Genomic DNA, 18330 nt, shown 5'->3' with positions numbered 1-18330 from the left:
GCCGGGCCGGGGACGGGGGCGGGGTGGGGTGTTGGCCGGGACGTAAAGCGTGATTTGTGGCGCGCAAAGAAGCCACAACTGTCGAAAGTTCCCGTCAGGGCGCCTAAATCATGCAGTCCAGGCCGACACCCCACCCCGCCCCCGGCACCGGCCCCCACCCGCAGCCAGCCCAGCCCAGCACCCAGGCCACCCCCAGCCCCGCCGGCGCTTGAGGCGACGCACCCAGGAGCCCGCACCGCCCGGCCAGGGCTAGAGCAGGCCCGCCGCCCCCAGCAGATAAGCGACCATCGGGTCGTAGAACCGCGGGTCACGGACGTGGTCGTCCAGGGGCACCGCCACCTGGAGTGTCCCCTCCGCCTCGGCCAGGAACAGCGCCGGGTCGTTGCAGTCGGCGTACCCCACCGCGTCCAGCCCGCGCTGCGCCGCGCACCCCGCCCAGCCGTGGTCGGCGACGACCAGGTCGGGCTGAGGGCGGCCGTGAGCCGCCAGCGCGTCCAGGATGGCCGCCATCGGCTCCGGCGAGTGGGTGTGCCACAGCGTCGCCCCCCGCTCCAGCACCGCGACGTCCGCGAACTGCCACACCGACCCCTCGTCGGCGACCAGCCCCGCCGGGATCACCACGATCTCGCACCCCGCGGAGCGCAACGCGTCGGCCGTGGCCCGGTGCACGTCCAGCAGCCCGCCCGGGTGCCCCGTCGCCAGCAGCACGCTCTGCCGGTCCAGCGCGGCCTTGCGCAACCGCGCCGCCATCCGGTCCAGCGCGGCCACGGTGAGTTCGGGGTCGATGGTGTCCTGGCCGACGCGGTGCCCGGGGTCGTCCACGACGCCGCAGCGTTCGGCCATCACCGCGAGGACGTCCTGCTCGTCGGTCCAGCGGTCGCCCAGCTCCAGGCCCAGCCAGTAGTGCCGGTCGCCGTTGGCGAGCTTGCGGTAGTGGGAGAGGTTGTTGTCGCGCGGAGTGGCGACGTCCCCCGCGATCCGCGTCCGGACCAGGTGGTCGATGAGTTCGGCTCGGCTGGGCACAGGCGTCTCTATCGGCTTCGGCATGCGGCCCATTCTGCCGCCGAGCACCCGGAGCCGTCCCGTCCATCCCGACCTGCGGACGCGGCCGCTCATCCCGACAGCGCCCCGAAGGCGCCGTTCGCGAGCCGGCGCAGCAGCGACTCCGTCGCGTCCCGGCCGAGCGCCGCGAGGTGCGGGGTGGAGTTCAGCAGGCCGAAGACCGCGTGCACGGAGACGCGCACCTGCGCCTCCCCCACCTCCGGGTGCAGCTCGCGCACGACGTCGACCCACAGCTCGACGTACTTGCGCTGGAGCTGCCGCACGAGCTTGCGGTCGGCCTCCCGCAGCCGGTCCAGCTCCCGGTCGTGGAGGGTGATCAGCGCCCGGTCGTCGAGCGCGAAGTCGATGTGGCCGTCGATGAGGGAGGCCAGTACTCCGGACGGGTCACCGGACGGGTCACCGGCCGCCTCCTCCACCCGGCGCCGGCCGCCCGTGAGCAGCCGTTCGCTGATGCCGACGAGCAGCTCGGCGAGCATCGCGTCCTTGCCCGCGAAATGCCGGTACAGGCCGGGGCCGCTGATACCCACCGCGGCCCCTATCTCGTCCACGCCCACGCCGTGGAAACCTCGCTCGGCGAAGAGGCGCGCAGCCTCGCCGAGGATCTGCTCGCGCCGGGTCGGGGCGGCCGCTCTGGTGCTCATGGGAATCCATTCTAGACAGGGCCGTTAGCGGTCGTTAACCTAAGTCCCACATGCGTTAACGCTCATTAACCGAATGAACCGGAGCGCACCGAGCAAGCCACCGAGCAAGGGAGCTCGACCGATGCAGCAGGCACCAGTGCTGACGAGCGCCGCCGATCCGGCGTCCGACGCCTGGCGGGCCAACGAGGCCGCCCACCGCGAGCTCTCCGAGGGCCTGCGGGCCCGCCTGGAGGCGGCCCGGCTCGGCGGCGGCGAGAAGGCCCGCGCCCGCCACACGGCCCGCGGGAAGCTGCTGCCGCGCGATCGCGTGGACGCCCTCCTGGACCCCGGGTCCCCCTTCCTCGAGCTGGCCCCGCTGGCCGCCGAGGGGATGTACGGGGGCGCGGCCCCAGCCGCCGGGGTCATCGCCGGCATCGGCCGGGTCAGCGGCCGCGAGTGCGTGATCGTCGCGAACGACGCCACCGTCAAGGGCGGCACGTACTACCCGATGACCGTCAAGAAGCACCTGCGCGCCCAGGAGGTGGCCCTGGAGAACCGTCTCCCCTGCCTCTACCTGGTCGACTCGGGCGGCGCCTTCCTCCCCATGCAGGACGAGGTCTTCCCCGACCGGGACCACTTCGGCCGCATCTTCTACAACCAGGCCCGCATGTCGGGGGCCGGCATCCCGCAGATCGCCGCCGTCCTCGGCTCCTGCACGGCGGGCGGCGCGTACGTCCCGGCCATGAGCGACGAGGCCGTCATCGTCCGCGGCCAGGGCACGATCTTCCTCGGCGGCCCGCCGCTGGTGAAGGCCGCCACCGGCGAGGTGGTCACGGCCGAGGAGCTGGGCGGCGGCGAGGTCCACTCCCGGGTCTCCGGGGTCACCGACCACCTCGCGGAGGACGACGCCCACGCGCTGCGGATCGTACGGAACATCGTGGCGACCCTGCCCGAGCGCCAGGCCCTGCCCTGGTCGGTCGAGGCTCCCGAGGAGCCCAAGGTGGACCCGTACGGGCTGTACGGCGCGGTGCCCGTCGACTCCCGCACCCCCTACGACGCCCGCGAGATCATCGCCCGCATCGTGGACGGCTCCCGCTTCCAGGAGTTCAAGGCGGAGTTCGGCCAGACCCTGGTCACCGGCTTCGCCCGGATCCACGGGCACCCGGTCGGGATCGTCGCCAACAACGGCATCCTGTTCTCCGAGTCGGCCCAGAAGGGCGCGCACTTCATCGAGCTGTGCGACCAGCGCGGCATCCCGCTGCTCTTCCTCCAGAACATCTCCGGCTTCATGGTCGGCCGGGACTACGAAGCCGGCGGCATCGCCAAGCACGGCGCCAAGATGGTCATGGCCGTGGCCTGCACCCGGGTCCCCAAGCTCACCGTGGTGGTCGGCGGCTCGTACGGCGCGGGCAACTACTCGATGTGCGGGCGGGCCTACAGCCCCCGCTTCCTGTGGATGTGGCCCAACGCCAAGATCTCCGTGATGGGCGGCGAGCAGGCGGCCTCGGTCCTGGCGACGGTCAAGCGCGACCAGATCGAGGGCGCGGGCCAGGAGTGGCCCGCCGAGGACGAGGAGGCCTTCAAGGCCCCGGTCCGGGCGCAGTACGAGGAGCAGGGCAATGCCTACTACGCCACGGCGCGGCTGTGGGACGACGGGGTCATCGACCCGATGGAGACCCGGCAGGTGCTGGGGCTGGCACTGACCGCGTGCGCGAACGCCCCGCTGGGGCAAACCGATGAAGCACAGCGCGGCTTCGGCATCTTCCGTATGTGACGTGAGGACCTCACTGATGTTCAGCACTGTTCTGGTCGCCAACCGGGGCGAGATCGCGGTCCGCGTCATCCGCACGCTGCGGGAGCTCGGCATCCGGTCCGTGGCCGTCTTCAGCGACGCCGACGCGGACGCCCGGCACGTACGGGAGGCCGACACGGCCGTCCGTATCGGCCCGGCGGCGGCCTCGATGAGCTACCTGTCGGTGGAGCGGCTGCTCGACGCCGCCCGCCGCACGGGCGCCGAGGCCGTCCACCCCGGGTACGGCTTCCTCGCGGAGAACGCGGCCTTCGCGGCCGCGTGCGCGGACGCGGGCCTGGCCTTCATCGGGCCGCCGGCCTCGGCGATCTCCCTGATGGGCGACAAGATCCGCGCCAAGGAGACCGTCAAGGCCGCGGGCGTGCCCGTGGTGCCCGGCTCCTCGGGCAGCGGGCTGTCCGACGCCGACCTGGTCGCGGCCGCGGAGCAGATCGGCATGCCGGTCCTGCTGAAGCCCTCGGCGGGCGGCGGCGGCAAGGGCATGCGGCTGGTACGGGACTCCGCCCTGCTCGGCGAGGAGATCGCGGCGGCCCGGCGCGAGGCGAAGTCCTCCTTCGGCGACGACACCCTGCTCGTGGAGCGCTGGGTGGACCGGCCCCGGCACATCGAGATCCAGGTACTGGCGGACGCGCACGGCAACGTGGTGCACCTCGGGGAACGCGAGTGCTCGCTCCAGCGGCGCCACCAGAAGGTGATCGAGGAGGCCCCGTCGGTCCTGCTGACACCGGAGCTGCGGGCCTCGATGGGCGCGGCGGCGGTGGAGGCGGCGCGCTCCTGCGGGTACGTCGGCGCGGGCACGGTGGAGTTCATCGTCCCCGGCGGGGACCCCTCCTCGTACTTCTTCATGGAGATGAACACCCGGCTCCAGGTCGAGCACCCGGTCACCGAGCTCGTCACCGGCCTGGACCTGGTGGAGCAGCAGCTCCGGGTCGCGGCGGGCGCCGAGCTGGGCTTCGGCCAGTCGGACGTCACCCTCACCGGCCACGCCATCGAGGCCCGCGTCTGCGCGGAGGACCCGGCGCGGGGCTTCCTGCCCTCCGGCGGCACGGTGCTGGCGCTGTCGGAGCCGTCCGGCGGCTCCGTCCGTACGGACTCCGGCCTCGCCGCGGGGGTCGACACCGGGTCGACCTACGACCCGATGCTGTCGAAGGTCATCGCCTACGGTCCCGACCGGGCGGCGGCGCTGCGGGTGCTGCGGGGTGCGCTGGCCGACACGGTGATCCTGGGGGTGCAGACCAACGCGGGCTTCCTGCGCCGCCTGCTCGCACACCCGGACGTGGTGTCGGGCGACCTGGACACCGGCCTGGTGGAGCGGGACCTGGACCAGCTCCTCCCGGACGGGGTCCCGGACGAGGTGTACGCGGCGGCGGCGCTGCTGGCCGGGGGATCTTCCCCCCGCCCCACCCCTTCCCGAAACACCGCCGGGGGCTGGATCGACCCCTTCGACGCCGCCAGCGGCTGGCGCCTCGGCGGCACCCCCGCCTGGACGGTCCACCACTTCCGCCTCCCGGGCCAGGACCCGGTGACGGTCCGCACCCGGCCCGCCGGAACGGGCCCGGACACGGAGCTGCTGCCGGCCGGGGACGACGCCGTGAGTCAGCGGGGCCGGATCGTGCAGCTCACCCCCGGCCACCTGACGGTCGAACTGGACGGCGTCACCCACCGGTTCAGCCACGCCACCTCCCCGGAGGGGACCTGGCTCGGCCGCGACGCGGACAGCTGGCACGTCCAGGACCACGACCCCGTCGCAGCCCGGGGCGCGGCCAGTGCGGGGGCCGACACCCTCGCGGCCCCGATGCCCGGCACCGTCACCGTCGTCAAGGTCTCCGTCGGCGACAAGGTGGCCGCCGGCCAGAGCCTGCTCGTCGTCGAGGCCATGAAGATGGAGCACGTCATCTCCGCCCCGCACGCCGGCACCGTCACCGAACTCGACGTCACCCCCGGCACCACGGTCGCCATGGACCAGGTCCTGGCCGTGGTCACCGCCGACGAGGAGGAGGGCGCGTGAACGGGCTTCCGATGAGCTTCGCGGACGAGGGCCTCCCGGCCCGGGTCCGGATCCACGAGGTCGGCGCGCGCGACGGGCTGCAGAACGAGCAGACCTCCGTCCCGACCCATGTGAAGGCCGAGTTCGTGCACCGGCTGGCCGCCGCGGGGCTCACCACCATCGAGGCCACCAGCTTCGTGCACCCCCGGTGGATCCCCCAGCTGGCCGACGCCGACGAGCTGTTCCCCCTGCTCGCCGACGTGCGAGCCGCGCTGCCGGTCCTCGTGCCCAACGAGCGCGGCCTCGACCGCGCGCTCGCGCTCGGGGCCACCCGGATCGCCGTGATCGGCTCGGCCACCGAGACCTTCGCGTCCCGCAACCTCAACCGCACCGTCGCCGGGTCCCTCGCGATGTTCGAGCCGGTCGTGGCCCGCGCCAAGGAGCACAAGGCGCACGTCCGCGGCTACCTCTCGATGTGCTTCGGCGACCCCTGGGAGGGCCCGGTCCCCGTCCACCAGGTGGTGGGCGTCGCCAAGGCCCTCCTGGACCTCGGCTGCGACGAGCTGAGCCTCGGCGACACCATCGGCGTCGCCACCCCGGGTCACGTGCAGACCCTCCTCTCCGCGCTCAACGAGGAGGGCGTGGGCACCGACCGGATCGGCGTCCACTTCCACGACACCTACGGCCAGGCCCTGTCCAACACCCTCGCCGCGCTCCAGCACGGCGTGACCACCGTCGACGCGTCCGCGGGCGGCCTCGGCGGATGCCCGTACGCCAAGAGCGCCACCGGCAATCTCGCGACCGAGGACCTCGTCTGGATGCTCGACGGCCTCGGCATCGAGACCGGGGTCGATCTGGCCGCCCTCACCGCCACGAGCGTGTGGATGGCCGAGCAGCTGGGGCGACCCAGCCCCTCCCGTACCGTCCGCGCCCTCTCCCACAAGGAGTAACGAAGACCATGGCCCTCGACCACCGGCTCACCCCCGAGCACGAGGAACTCCGCCGCACCGTCGAGGCGTTCGCGCACGATGTGGTGGCGCCCAAGATCGGCGATCTGTACGAGCGGCACGAGTTCCCGTACGAGATCGTCCGCGAGATGGGCCGCATGGGCCTGTTCGGCCTGCCCTTCCCGGAGGAGTACGGCGGCATGGGCGGCGACTACCTCGCCCTCGGCATCGCCCTGGAGGAGCTGGCCCGCGTCGACTCCTCGGTCGCCATCACCCTGGAGGCCGGCGTCTCGCTCGGCGCGATGCCCCTGTACCTCTTCGGCACCGAGGAGCAGAAGCGGGAGTGGCTGCCGCGGATGTGCTCCGGCGAGATCCTCGGCGCCTTCGGCCTCACCGAGCCGGGAGCCGGCTCCGACGCCGGGGGCACCCGTACGACGGCCGTCCGCGACGGCGACGCGTGGGTGATCAACGGCTCCAAGTGCTTCATCACCAACTCCGGTACGGACATCACCGGTCTGGTCACCGTCACCGCCGTGACGGGCCGCAAGGCCGACGGCCGGCCGGAGATCTCCTCGATCATCGTCCCGTCGGGCACCCCCGGCTTCACGGTGGCGGCCCCCTACTCCAAGGTCGGCTGGAACTCCTCGGACACCCGCGAGCTGTCCTTCGACGGCGTACGGGTCCCCCTCGCCAACCTGGTCGGCGAGGAGGGCCGCGGCTACGCCCAGTTCCTGCGCATCCTCGACGAGGGCCGGATCGCCATCTCGGCGCTGGCCACCGGTCTCGCGCAGGGCTGCGTGGACGAGTCGGTGAAGTACGCCAAGGAGCGGCACGCCTTCGGCAAGGCGATCGGCGACAACCAGGCCATCCAGTTCAAGCTGGCCGACATGGAGATGCGCGCCCACATGGCCCGGATCGGCTGGCGCGACGCGGCCTCCCGGCTCGTGGCCGGGGAGCCGTTCAAGAAGGAGGCGGCCATCGCGAAGCTGTACTCCTCGACGGTGGCGGTCGACAACGCGCGCGACGCCACGCAGATCCACGGCGGCTACGGGTTCATGAACGAGTACCCGGTGGCCCGCATGTGGCGCGACTCCAAGATCCTGGAGATCGGCGAGGGCACGAGCGAGGTGCAGCGCATGCTGATCGCCCGTGAGCTGGGGCTTTCCGGCTGACGGCGGTCGATGGCGCAGGCCGGGGCCCTCCGCGAGGAGGGCCCTTTGCCATGCCCAGCAAAGGTTAGGCTAACCTTCCTATCGAACGCCCGAGCCACCCCGCACGACCCCGCACGCACGCAAGACGAAAGTGGACACCCCCATGCCCCAGTCCCGTTCCTCCCTCCTCACCCGGCGCGGTCTCCTCGCGGCAGGCGGCGCCCTCGGCCTCGTGGCCGCGCTCACCGCCTGCGGCGGCAGCGACTCCGCGAAGGACGGTTCGGGCGACAAGGGCACGGGCGCGGCGGCGCAGTCGGGGCCCTGGAGCTTCAAGGACGACATGGGCAAGGACGTCACCGCCAAGTCCACGCCGAAGAACATCGTCGCCTTCACCGGCACCGCGGCCGCGCTCCACGACTACGGGGTCGAGGTCAAGGGCGTGTTCGGCCCGACGAAGACCGCCGACGGCAAGGCCGACGTGCAGGCCGGCTCGATGGACATCTCCAAGGTCGAGATCCTCGGCAACGTCTACGACGAGTTCAACGTCGAGAAGTACGCCTCCCTGCAGCCCGACCTCCTGGTGACCAACACCTGGGAGCCGGGCAGCTACTGGTACCTGCCGGAAGCCTCCAAGGACAAGATCCTGAAGCTGGCCCCGGCCGCCGCGATCGGCGTGGGCGGCGACGTCACGATGGACAAGGCCCTGGCCCGTACCGCGGACCTCGCCAAGGCCCTGGGCGCCGACCTGAACGCCAAGAAGACCGTCGACGCCAAGGCCCGCTTCGAGGCCGCCTCCGCGAAGCTCCGCGAGGCCACCAAGGCGAACCCCGGCATCAAGGTGCTCGTCGGCTCCGGCGCCGCCGACCTGTTCTACGCCTCCACCCCGGCCACCTCCGCCGACCTGAAGTACTTCCAGTCGCTCGGCGTCGAGTTCATCACCCCGGACAAGGTCGAGGGCGGCTTCTTCGAGAGCCTCAGCTGGGAGAACGCCGGCAAGTACAAGGCCGACGTCGTCCTCCTCGACAACCGCACCGGCACCCTCCAGCCGGAGGAGCTGAAGGCCAAGCCGACCTGGGCCGAGATGCCCGCCGTCAAGGCCGGCCAGATCACCCCCCGGGTGACCGAGCCGATCTACTCCTACGAGAAGTGCGCGCAGATCGTCGAGGACCTCACCAAGGCCATCCAGAACGCCAAGAAGGTCGGCTGACCCCCGGCCCCCGACCGTCCGGCCCCGGCGCCCCACCCGGGCCCCGGGGCCTTCTGCCGCATCCCTCGCACCAGCGGGCCGCACCGCCCCGCCGCCGTTGCGGCCGCCCGGCCCGCCACCGACCCGACTCCCAGGGGGACCGCATGACCGCCACCGCCCCGGACGCCGCACCCGAAGCCGCCGAAGCCGCCGACATCGCCGATGACACCCCCCACTTCCGGTTCTTCGCACTGGAAGTGCTCCGCACGCGCCGCCTCGGCCGCTCCTTCCTGCGGATCACCTTCGGCGGCGCGTCCCTGAGCGGTTTCCGCTCGGGCGGCTACGACCAGAGCCTCTCCCTCTTCCTGCCGCCCGCCGGCCGGGAGCACACGGCGCTGCCGTCCACGGACGAGGACACCTGGTTCGCGGACTGGCGCGCGATGCCGGACGAGGAGCGCCCGGTGATGCGCTCGTACACGGTCCGCGAACAGCGCCGGACCGCCGGCGGCGTGGACGAGGTGGACATCGACTTCGTCCTGCACGGGAGTTCCTCCCCCGCCTCGTCCTGGGCTGGCCGCGCGGTGACCGGCCGCCGGATCCTGGCCATCGGGCCGGCCGTCGCGGAGAACAAGTCCGTACGCTTCCGGCCGCCGGCCGCCACCGACGCGTTCCTCCTCTACGCGGACGAGACCGCGCTGCCCGCGGCCGCCGCGATCCTGGACCGGCTCCCCGCCGGCACCCCGGTCAGGGCCTGGTTCGAGGTCCCGCACGAGGAGGACCGCCTGTACCTCCCGACGCCCGCCGGCGCGGACATCACCTGGGTCGTCCGGGACCCCGGCGCCGGCCCCGAACGCACCGACCGCGTCCTGGACGCCCTCCGCACGGCCGAACGGCCCGCCGCCGCAGCCCCGTACGCCTGGATCGCGGGCGAGTCCGCGACGATCCGGGCGGTCCGCAGGCACTTCGTCCAGGACTGCGGCATCGACCGCCGCGCGGTCCGCTTCACCGGCTACTGGCGCCTGGGCGCCACCGAGGAGGACCTCCTCGCCGAGGCCTACGCGGGCCGCGCCCCGGACGAGGACCCGGCCGCGGCGCTGTGAGGGGCCTTCACCGGGTCCACGGCACCTCCGGTGTCCGGAGGTAGGTGATGTCCTGGGCGTCCAGGCGGGGGCCCTGGGCTGCCAGGCGCTGGCGGTACGCGGTCCAGTCGTGGGTGGCGGCCGGGGACCAGCCCAGTTCCGCGAGGCCCAGGACGCGCGGGAAGGCCATCAGTTCCCAGTCGCCCCGGGTCGCGATGGTCTCCGTCCACAGCGGGGCCTCCACGCCGAGGACCGCGGACTCCGGGAGGCCCGTCAGATAGGCCCCCGGGTCCCAGTCGTAGGCGCGGCGCACGGGTACGTACCCGGCCCAGGCCAGCCCCGGCTTCGTCTCCTTGTCGTACTTCATGTCCAGGTAGAGCCGGTCCGCCGGGGACAGGATCACCGGGCTGCCCGCCTTGGCCGCCGCGGCCACCGCCGCCTTCTCGGCCGCCGCCGTGCGGTCGTGGCCCCAGTACTGGAGCACCGCCCCCTTGGCCGGCCGGGCCGTCGCGAGCTGGTGCCAGGCCACCACCGTCTTGCCGTGCTTGGCCACCACCGCCTGCGCGCGGTCCATGAAGGCCGCGTAGTCCGCCGCGGGCGTGGAGAGCGCCTCGTCGCCGCCGATGTGCAGGTACGTGCCCGGGGTCAGCTCCGCGATCTCCCCCAGCACCTGGTCGATGAAGGCGTAGGTCCGCTCCTGCCCCACGCACAGCGAGCTGAAGCCGACCTTGATCCCGGTGTAGCGCTCGCGCGCCTTGCCGTCGCAGTTCAGTTCCGCGTAGGCGGCCTGCGCGGCGTTCACGTGGCCGGGCATGTCGATCTCCGGGACCACGTCCACGTACCGCTCCGCGGCGTAGGCGACCAGGTCCCGGTACTCGTCCTTCGTCCAGTGCCCGCCGGGGCCGCCGCCGACCTCGCTGCCGCCCCCGTGCTCCGCCAGCCGCGGCCAGGAGTCGATCGCGATGCGCCAGCCCTGGTCGTCGGTCAGGTGCAGGTGCAGGGTGTTGACCTTGTACTGCGCGAGCTGGTCGACGTACCGCTTGACCTGCTCCACCGGGAAGAAGTGGCGGGCCACGTCCACCATCGCCCCGCGGTACGCGAAGCGCGGCGCGTCCGTGACCGTGCCGCCCGGCACCGTTCCCGGGCCGGACACCGGCAGGAGCTGACGCAGCGTCTGGCCGGCGTGGAAGAGGCCCTCGGGCGTGCGGGCGGTGAGGGTGACCCCGCCGGGCCCGGACTCCAGCCGGTAGCCCTCCTCCCCCGCCCCCCGGGCCTCCCCGTCGATCCGCAGCCGGATCCCATCGCCGTCCGCGCCGTCGACCACGGGCAGCGGCAGTCCGCTGGGGCCGCGCAACTGCTCGGCGAGGAGTTCGCCGACCTTGCGCACCTCCTCGTTCCCGTCGAGGCCGGTACGGATGACCGTGCCCGGGCCGAAGGCGTACCCCGGGCCGCCGGCCCGGGCGGAGACGGGCGCCGGCAGGAGCCGTTCGTAGGGTGCGAGCGCGGCCGGGGACTCGTCGCCCGGCCGGGCGTCGTCCCCCCTGGCGGCGCTGCTGCAGGAGGCGGCCGCGGGGACGGCGGCGAGGACCAGGAGGGCGGCGAGCGTACGTCGCGGGACTCTCATGGCCATAGGTATAGGCCAACCGGGCCCGTGGGGCCTTTGCAAGAATCGGGGGATGGCGGAAATCATCCAGAAGGACGGCACATGGACCTTCGACGGGGACGCGGTGCGCATCGTGCCGGGCCGCGACAAGGGCGTGGGACTGCTGCGCCAGACGCTGGGCGAGGTGCTCGTCCCGCTGCACGCGCTGGCCGGGATCTCCTACGAACCGGGGCGCAAGTCGGGCCGGCTGCGCCTGCGGCTGCGTGACGGCGCCGACCCGCTGCTCCAGGTGACGGGCGGCCGGCTGCCGGAGGCCTGCGATCCGTACCGGCTGACCGTGGAGCCGGACCGCGGCGGGGTCGCGGAGTACTTCGTGGACGAGGTGCGCAACGCCCTGCTGCTGGACCAGGTGGACGCCGGGCCCACCGACTCCTACCTCCTGCCGGGTCCCGCGGTGCCGATCACGGTCGGCGCGGGTGACGGGACGGTCGCCTTCGACGGGGACCGGGTGTGCCTGGAGTGGAACTGGACGACGGAGGAGGCGAAACGCTCCGGCGGGGCCCGGGAGTTCAGGGTCGCGGATCTGCGGTCGGTGGAGTGGGCCCCGTCGCGGGGGCTGGAGAACGGGTGGATCCGCTTCGCCCTGGCCGGCGCGGGCCAGAGCTCGGCGCCGAAGTACGACCCGCACACGGTGGAGCTGTTCGGCTTCAAGAAGGACCCCCTGATGGCGCTGGTCGCGGCCGCCGTCGCGGTCCGCATGCCGCACCCGGCCCTCGCCTCCGCGGAGGACCACGACGCCCTGCTGCGCCGGCTGCGCGAGCTGGGAGAGCTGCATCAGGCGGGGATCCTCACGGCCGAGGAGTTCACGACGGCGAAAGCGGCGGTTTTGGGTCGTTTCTAACCACCAGAGACCGGAATTCCCTCCTCCTCTGGTCCAGACCAGCGCGATCCTGCCCGATTCCGGGCAGGATTTTTGCGTTCCGCGGCTCGTACCGCCAATATCGACGGATGCCCGACCGCCGCCCGTCGCACGACGACCTCGTCGACCACTTGGTGCGCAGCACCTCGCTCCAGCGGGGCGAAGCCGCCCGAGTGGTGCTCGACGTCCTCGCGTACTTCGACGAGAGCACCGAGGAGTTCGTCCGCCGGCGCCACCGTGAGCTCCAGTCCGGGGGCGCGGTCAACGCGGACATCTTCGAGCGGATCGCGGCCGAACTGCCGCACCGCGCCGTGGCGCCGCCGGAGCTCTCGCTCCGGCAACTGCGCCGCATCGTCTACGGCTGAGCAGCGGCTGAGCAGCGGCTGAGCGAAGGCTGAGCACCACACCGGCCACGGCCGGGGCGCTGCAGGGGCAGCGGCAAGAGCAACCGAACTCCGGAGGGGAAAGACCATATGTGCGGAATCGTGGGTTACATCGGCAAGCGTGACGTGGCACCGCTGCTGCTGGAAGGCCTGCAGCGACTGGAGTACCGCGGCTACGACTCCGCGGGCATCGTCGTCAACAGCCCCAAGGCCGCGGCCCTGAAGGTCGTCAAGGCCAAGGGCCGCGTACGCGAGCTGGAGTCCCGGGTCCCCAAGCGCTTCGCCGGCACCACCGGCATCGCCCACACCCGCTGGGCCACCCACGGCGCCCCGAGCGACATCAACTCCCACCCGCACCTGGACGCCGACAACAAGGTCGCCGTCGTCCACAACGGCATCGTCGACAACGCCTCCGAGCTGCGCTCCAAGCTGGAGGCCGACGGGGTCGTCTTCCTCTCGGAGACCGACACCGAGGTGCTCGTCCACCTCATCGCCCGCGCCCAGGCCGACACCCTGGAGGAGAAGGTCCGCGAGGCGCTCAAGGTCGTCGAGGGCACCTACGGCATCGCCGTCATGCACGCCGACTTCCCCGACCGCATCGTCGTGGCCCGCAACGGCTCCCCGGTCGTCCTCGGCATCGGCGAGAAGGAGATGTTCGTCGCCTCGGACATCGCCGCGCTCGTCGCCCACACGCGCCAGATCGTCACCCTCGACGACGGCGAGATGGCGACGCTGAAGGCCGACGACTTCCGGACCTACACCACCTCCGGTACGACGACCACCGCCACGCCCGAGACCGTGGAGTGGGAGGCCGCCTCCTACGACATGGGCGGCCACGACACGTACATGCACAAGGAGATCTCCGAGCAGGCCGACGCGGTCGACCGCGTCCTGCGCGGCCGGATCGACGACCGCTTCAGCACCGTCCACCTGGGCGGCCTGAACCTGGACCCGCGCGAGGCGCGCGGCATCCGCCGGGTCAAGATCCTGGGCTGCGGCACCTCGTACCACGCCGGCCTGATCGGCGCGGGCCTCATCGAGAGCCTGGCCCGCATCCCCGCCGACGCCGAGCCGGCCTCGGAGTTCCGCTACCGCAACCCGGTCGTGGACCCCGACACCCTCTACATCGCGGTCTCCCAGTCCGGTGAGACGTACGACGTGCTCGCGGCCGTGCAGGAGCTCAAGCGCAAGGGCGCCCGCGTCCTCGGCGTGGTCAACGTGGTCGGCTCCGCGATCGCCCGCGCGGCCGACGGCGGCGTGTACGTGCACGCCGGCCCCGAGGTCTGCGTGGTCTCCACCAAGTGCTTCACCAACACGGTCGTGGCCTTCGCGCTGCTCGCCGTGCACCTCGGCCGCATCCGCGACCTGTCGGTCACCGACGGCAAGCGGATCATCGACGGCCTGCGCAAGCTGCCGGCGCAGATCCAGGAGATCCTGGACGGCGAGGAGGACATCAAGAAGCTGGCCGCCGAGTACGCCGAGGCCAAGTCGATGATGTTCATCGGCCGCGTCCGGGGCTACCCGGTGGCCCTGGAGGCCTCCCTGAAGCTCAAGGAGATCTCCTACATCCACGCCGAGGCCTACCCGGCCTCCGAGCTCAAGCACGGCCCGCTGGCCCTCATCGAGCCCTCGCTGCCGACCGTCGCGATCGTCCCGGACGACGACCTGCTGGAGAAGAACCGCGCGGCGCTGGAGGAGATCAAGGCCCGCAGCGGCCGGATCCTCGCGGTGGCCCACACCAAGCAGGAGAAGGCCGACCACACGATCCTCGTGCCCAAGAACGAGGACGAGCTGGACCCGATCCTGATGGGCATCCCGCTGCAGCTGCTGGCGTACCACACCGCCCTGGCCATGGGCCGGGACATCGACAAGCCGCGCAACCTGGCGAAGTCCGTCACCGTCGAGTAGGCCGCGCCGGCCGCGCACGCCGCGTGGACCGCATGCACGAGGAAGGCCCCCGGGGATCCCCCCGGGGGCCTTTTCGTACACCGCGTGAACCGTCAGCTCGCGGCGACCGCGCCGCGCGAGCCCTTGCCGAAGGCCACCGGCCAGCTCGCCAGCGCCGCGGTGGCCCCGTACCAGGCCAGCAGTCCGGAGAGCGCCGCCACCCAGCCGGCCGCCTTGGCCAGCCCGTCGTTGTCGGCGAAGGCGCCTATCGCCAGGAGCAGCAGGGAGAGGGTGAACAGTCCGTACACGCCCTGGCCGAACACCCCGCGCGACGCCGAGAGCGTGAGGGTCAGGGCCAGCATGGCGAACAGCACGAGGAACAGGCCGGCCGCATGTGCCGAAACCTTTCCGTCGGCGCCGTTGGCCCAGGTGAACCAGAAGGCTCCGATGCCCGCGAACGCGGTGCCGTTGAAGCCGTTGCCGCCCCGGTACTCCATGACTCCGAGGACGAACAGGGCGAGACCGCCGAGGAATGTCGCGAGCGACACGGAGTTGGCCACGGTGACACCGTCGATGATCCCGGTGTGGCCGATACCGAACGCGAGAAGGGTGAGACCCAGGGCGATGTGCCCGAGGGTCGAAGTCGAGGCCGTGCTTCCCGCAGAGACACCATTGTCCACGGCGGGCTCCCTTCGATCTGCAGTTGTTTGCTGCGTCCCAGCAGCCTTTATCTACCCCTTACATGGGGGTGCACAACCGCACAATCGACATACAGTCGGTTACGGGATGACAACGACCGGTCGCTGCGCCCGCTTCGCCAGCCGGCCCGCCACCGATCCGAAGATCCGGCCGACGATCCCGTGCGTGGAGCCGACGACGATGGCGTCCGCCGAGTACTCGCGGCCGACCTCCTCCAGCTCGTGGCAGATGTCCCCGCCGCGCTCGACGAGGATCCACGGGACCTCGGACAGGTAGTCCGCGCAGGCCAGCTCCAGCCCCAGCACCTCGGTGCGGTGGTCCGGCACGTCCACGAAGACGGGCGGCTCGCAGCCGGCCCACACGGTGGTGGGCAGCCGGTTCGCCACGTGGACGATGATCAGACCGGATCCGGAGCGACGGGCCATGCCGATCGCGTACGCGAGGGCGCGCTCACTGGACGTGGATCCGTCGAAGCCCACCACGACCCCGTGCCGGAAGGCCGGGTCGCAGGGATGACGTGGTTGTTCCACCGCGCGCAGGTCGGCCGATTCTGGATCGGCGAGGCGTTTGCGCTTGCGGTCCGCGGGTTCGGAGAATTCGTGACCGGCCATGGGTGTCTCGGCGAAGAGGTCCTCAGGGGAAGGGACAAGGGGGCGGGGCGCCAATAGGCGGAAGCGACGATTCAAGCGGGACGATTCCAGAAAACGACAACTCAGTGTGACCGAGCTCTGTCCGGGAAGCATCTTCCCAAGCCCATACCCACCAGGGTACGGCGACACTCCTGTGCTGCACAGGTCATGCCGCCCTTGGAGAGCGTCCCAGGGAGCATGCCGCAGCGGCGCCTCCTTGGCAATGTCCGCTGCCCCCTACAGCCAGTGACCGGGAGCACCCCATCGGGTGTGCGCCACCCGTGCGCGCAGTGACCGAGCCGCGCCGCACGCCGTTGGACACGAGTCCGACCGTCCAGGAAGAGCCCGCAGGGAGCACGCCGTGCCCGGTCGTCCGGTTCACCCCGTCCAGCCCGCTCAGTCGCCCGCTCAGCCGAAGCAGTCCGTCCACATGCCGCCCCCTCCTCTTCACCCGTCCGTGCAGCCCGCCCGCCGGCCCCAGGAGGACCCGGCGGGTGACGTGGTGCGCTGGGCGGCCTTCAGCTGCCTGCTCGTCCCCGTGGTCCTCGTCGTCTACGGGACCTCCTTCGGCGGGGCCGCCGTCGCCACCCTGGGCCTCGCGGCGGTCACGGCCGCCTGCCGGGTGCTGCTGCGCCACTCGGAGCGGACGGAGCGCACGGCCGCCCGGGTCCTCGCGGAGGACCGGTTGACGCCGGCGCACCGGGGCCGGCACTCGCGTGCCGGGGCCGGAACCCAGCGCGGATGTCAGGTTTCCGGCGGGATGTCCTCTCACGACTGACCGATTCGCACATCCACACCCGCATGTTTTCAGCCAACTTCCCGGCAGGTCACCCCCCTTGCCGGAATGTCCCCCCGCCTCCCTCACCATCAGCGACTAAGGCGCTACAAGGGGTCTTTGACCCTACGAGTACTGGCCATGGCCGGACAGTGCGCTTTCCACCCGGGTAGCGGAGTGGAACGCTTCCTGATCGAATGCTTTTCGCCAAGTTGCCAAGTCGACATAGCGCTGCGTGCTGAACTTGTCACGCCGACACCACGGGACGCAGTAGATTCGATCATGTATTTACGGCGGGGGAGCCACGTGCAAGGCCGAGGGGATACGTGCAGGTGCGACCAGACCAAGGAGTCGCGACACCCAAGGGGGGCTTAGCGCCATGAGCCAGGATTCCACCGCCGTCGTCGTAGACGGCAGGAAGCTCGCGGGGCGTCGCCGCAGGGAGATCGTCGCGGTGCTGCTCTTCAGCGGCGGACCGATCTTCGAGAGCTCCATTCCACTTTCCGTGTTCGGCATTGACCGGCAGGACGCGGGAGTTCCACGCTACCGACTGCTCGTGTGCGCCGGTGAGGACGGTCCGCTGCGGACCACCGGCGGACTCGAACTGACCGCGCCATACGGGTTGGAGGCGATCGCCCGGGCAGGCACGGTCGTCGTTCCCGCGTGGCGTTCCATCACCTCACCGCCGCCGCCGGAGGCGCTCGACGCGCTGCGTCTGGCGCACGAGGAGGGGGCCCGGATCGTCGGCCTGTGCACGGGTGCGTTCGTGCTCGCGGCCGCCGGCCTGCTGGACGGCCGGCCCGCGACGACGCACTGGATGTACGCGCCGACGCTGGCCAAGCGCTACCCGTCCGTCCACGTCGATCCGCGCGAGCTGTTCGTCGACGACGGCGACGTGCTGACGTCCGCGGGCACCGCGGCCGGAATCGACCTGTGCCTGCACATCGTGCGCACGGACCACGGCAGCGAGGCGGCGGGCGCACTGGCCCGCAGGCTCGTCGTCCCGCCGCGCCGCACGGGTGGCCAGGAACGCTACCTCGACCGGTCGCTGCCGGAGGAGATCGGCGCCGACCCGCTGGCCGAGGTCGTCGCCTGGGCACTGGAACACCTCCACGAGCAGTTCGACGTGGAGACGCTGGCGGCGCGCGCCTACATGAGCAGGCGCACCTTCGACCGGCGGTTCCGCTCGCTCACCGGCAGTGCGCCGCTCCAGTGGCTGATCACCCAGCGGGTGCTCCAGGCGCAGCGGCTCCTGGAGACCTCCGACTACTCGGTCGACGAGGTCGCCGGACGCTGCGGGTTCCGCTCGCCGGTCGCGCTGCGCGGGCACTTCCGCCGCCAGCTGGGGTCCTCCCCGGCCGCCTACCGCTCCGCCTACCGGGCCCGGCGCCCGCAGACGGACGTGGCGCAGGTGGCTCAGCTGTCGGAGTCGCCGGTCCCGCACCAGCGCACTCCGCAGCCGCAGCGGGCCGCGGCGGCGCTGGCCGCCGCCGGTCCCACGGTGACGGAGCTGTACGCACCGGGCCGGGTGCTGCGCGAGCACGCGTAGCCGCGCGCCAGCAGGTCCTGGGAAGGTCCCCCGCATCAGTGGTC

At 72.0% G+C, this 18330-nt stretch carries 16 protein-coding genes; 11 read left to right on the top strand and 5 right to left on the bottom strand.

The annotated features are described in order from the left end of the window. Positions 1-249: 249 nt before the first annotated feature. Positions 250-1056: a phosphatase gene (locus ACWCP2_RS08290; RefSeq protein WP_450907796.1), complete on the bottom strand. Its 807-nt coding sequence runs from the start codon at positions 1054-1056 to the stop codon at positions 250-252. A gap of 56 nt (positions 1057-1112) precedes the next feature. After that, on the bottom strand, positions 1113-1703 hold the full coding sequence (locus ACWCP2_RS08285) for an SACE_7040 family transcriptional regulator (protein ID WP_450907768.1): 591 nt from the start codon (positions 1701-1703) through the stop codon (positions 1113-1115). Between the two features lie 121 nt (positions 1704-1824). On the opposite strand from ACWCP2_RS08285, the gene ACWCP2_RS08280 reads away from it, so the two are divergent. The 6 genes from ACWCP2_RS08280 to ACWCP2_RS08255 all read left to right on the top strand — a co-directional run bounded on the left by ACWCP2_RS08280 (position 1825) and on the right by ACWCP2_RS08255 (position 9863). After that, positions 1825-3456, top strand: coding sequence for a carboxyl transferase domain-containing protein (locus ACWCP2_RS08280; RefSeq protein ID WP_450907767.1), 1632 nt, complete (start codon positions 1825-1827; stop codon positions 3454-3456). A 16-nt stretch (positions 3457-3472) separates the two neighbouring features. Next, entirely contained in the window at positions 3473-5500 is a 2028-nt protein-coding gene (locus tag ACWCP2_RS08275; protein WP_450907766.1) for an acetyl/propionyl/methylcrotonyl-CoA carboxylase subunit alpha, read from the top strand. Between the two features lie 11 nt (positions 5501-5511). Then, positions 5512-6429, top strand: a complete 918-nt coding sequence (locus ACWCP2_RS08270) for a hydroxymethylglutaryl-CoA lyase (protein WP_450907795.1) — start codon at positions 5512-5514, stop codon at positions 6427-6429. An 8-nt stretch (positions 6430-6437) separates the two neighbouring features. Beyond that, entirely contained in the window at positions 6438-7598 is a 1161-nt protein-coding gene (locus ACWCP2_RS08265; protein ID WP_450907765.1) for an acyl-CoA dehydrogenase family protein, read from the top strand. A gap of 142 nt (positions 7599-7740) precedes the next feature. After that, positions 7741-8784, top strand: a complete 1044-nt coding sequence (locus ACWCP2_RS08260; RefSeq protein ID WP_450907764.1) for an ABC transporter substrate-binding protein — start codon at positions 7741-7743, stop codon at positions 8782-8784. Positions 8785-8927: 143 nt separating this feature from the next. Beyond that, complete coding sequence (locus ACWCP2_RS08255; protein WP_450907763.1) at positions 8928-9863, top strand: siderophore-interacting protein; 936 nt, start codon at positions 8928-8930, stop codon at positions 9861-9863. A 7-nt stretch (positions 9864-9870) separates the two neighbouring features. Here the strand turns inward: ACWCP2_RS08255 and ACWCP2_RS08250 are convergent, their stop codons facing one another. Then, positions 9871-11466: a beta-N-acetylhexosaminidase gene (locus tag ACWCP2_RS08250; protein WP_450907762.1), complete on the bottom strand. Its 1596-nt coding sequence runs from the start codon at positions 11464-11466 to the stop codon at positions 9871-9873. A gap of 52 nt (positions 11467-11518) precedes the next feature. Between ACWCP2_RS08250 and ACWCP2_RS08245 the strand changes: the two genes are divergently transcribed. The 3 genes from ACWCP2_RS08245 to glmS all read left to right on the top strand — a co-directional run bounded on the left by ACWCP2_RS08245 (position 11519) and on the right by glmS (position 14655). Continuing rightward, the gene (locus ACWCP2_RS08245; RefSeq protein ID WP_450907761.1) at positions 11519-12346 is read left to right on the top strand and encodes a DUF4429 domain-containing protein; all 828 of its coding nucleotides are present in this window, start codon (positions 11519-11521) and stop codon (positions 12344-12346) included. 107 nt (positions 12347-12453) lie between these two features. Further along, entirely contained in the window at positions 12454-12729 is a 276-nt protein-coding gene (locus ACWCP2_RS08240) for a hypothetical protein (protein ID WP_214951593.1), read from the top strand. Positions 12730-12837: 108 nt separating this feature from the next. Continuing rightward, positions 12838-14655, top strand: a complete 1818-nt coding sequence (gene glmS / locus ACWCP2_RS08235) for a glutamine--fructose-6-phosphate transaminase (isomerizing) (RefSeq protein ID WP_450907760.1) — start codon at positions 12838-12840, stop codon at positions 14653-14655. 92 nt (positions 14656-14747) lie between these two features. On the opposite strand, the gene ACWCP2_RS08230 is transcribed toward glmS, so the two are convergent. After that, a complete protein-coding gene (locus tag ACWCP2_RS08230; protein ID WP_450907759.1) occupies positions 14748-15314 on the bottom strand; it encodes an acetate uptake transporter in 567 nt (188 codons plus the stop codon). A gap of 99 nt (positions 15315-15413) precedes the next feature. Then, entirely contained in the window at positions 15414-15944 is a 531-nt protein-coding gene (locus tag ACWCP2_RS08225; protein WP_214951587.1) for a universal stress protein, read from the bottom strand. 379 nt (positions 15945-16323) lie between these two features. Between ACWCP2_RS08225 and ACWCP2_RS08220 the strand changes: the two genes are divergently transcribed. Further along, a complete protein-coding gene (locus tag ACWCP2_RS08220) occupies positions 16324-16740 on the top strand; it encodes a hypothetical protein (RefSeq protein WP_450907758.1) in 417 nt (138 codons plus the stop codon). 376 nt (positions 16741-17116) lie between these two features. Further along, positions 17117-18286, top strand: a complete 1170-nt coding sequence (locus ACWCP2_RS08215; RefSeq protein WP_450907757.1) for a helix-turn-helix domain-containing protein — start codon at positions 17117-17119, stop codon at positions 18284-18286. Positions 18287-18330 lie beyond the last annotated feature (44 nt).

The sequence above is a fragment of the Streptomyces sp. NPDC002104 genome, from assembly GCF_053593795.1.
The sequence above is the reverse complement of the archived record's forward strand: the minus strand, read 5'-3'. Positions and strand labels throughout refer to the sequence as shown.

Coding starts and splice junctions, on each gene's coding strand:
- ACWCP2_RS08245 (WP_450907761.1), top strand. CDS start 11,519: ATGGCGGAAATCATCCAGAAGGACGGCACATGGACCTTCGACGGGGAC.
- ACWCP2_RS08250 (WP_450907762.1), bottom strand. CDS start 11,466: ATGAGAGTCCCGCGACGTACGCTCGCCGCCCTCCTGGTCCTCGCCGCC.
- ACWCP2_RS08260 (WP_450907764.1), top strand. CDS start 7,741: ATGCCCCAGTCCCGTTCCTCCCTCCTCACCCGGCGCGGTCTCCTCGCG.
- ACWCP2_RS08270 (WP_450907795.1), top strand. CDS start 5,512: ATGAGCTTCGCGGACGAGGGCCTCCCGGCCCGGGTCCGGATCCACGAG.
- ACWCP2_RS08225 (WP_214951587.1), bottom strand. CDS start 15,944: ATGGCCGGTCACGAATTCTCCGAACCCGCGGACCGCAAGCGCAAACGC.
- ACWCP2_RS08290 (WP_450907796.1), bottom strand. CDS start 1,056: ATGGGCCGCATGCCGAAGCCGATAGAGACGCCTGTGCCCAGCCGAGCC.
- ACWCP2_RS08280 (WP_450907767.1), top strand. CDS start 1,825: ATGCAGCAGGCACCAGTGCTGACGAGCGCCGCCGATCCGGCGTCCGAC.
- glmS (WP_450907760.1), top strand. CDS start 12,838: ATGTGCGGAATCGTGGGTTACATCGGCAAGCGTGACGTGGCACCGCTG.
- ACWCP2_RS08275 (WP_450907766.1), top strand. CDS start 3,473: ATGTTCAGCACTGTTCTGGTCGCCAACCGGGGCGAGATCGCGGTCCGC.
- ACWCP2_RS08285 (WP_450907768.1), bottom strand. CDS start 1,703: ATGAGCACCAGAGCGGCCGCCCCGACCCGGCGCGAGCAGATCCTCGGC.
- ACWCP2_RS08265 (WP_450907765.1), top strand. CDS start 6,438: ATGGCCCTCGACCACCGGCTCACCCCCGAGCACGAGGAACTCCGCCGC.
- ACWCP2_RS08240 (WP_214951593.1), top strand. CDS start 12,454: ATGCCCGACCGCCGCCCGTCGCACGACGACCTCGTCGACCACTTGGTG.
- ACWCP2_RS08215 (WP_450907757.1), top strand. CDS start 17,117: ATGAGCCAGGATTCCACCGCCGTCGTCGTAGACGGCAGGAAGCTCGCG.
- ACWCP2_RS08255 (WP_450907763.1), top strand. CDS start 8,928: ATGACCGCCACCGCCCCGGACGCCGCACCCGAAGCCGCCGAAGCCGCC.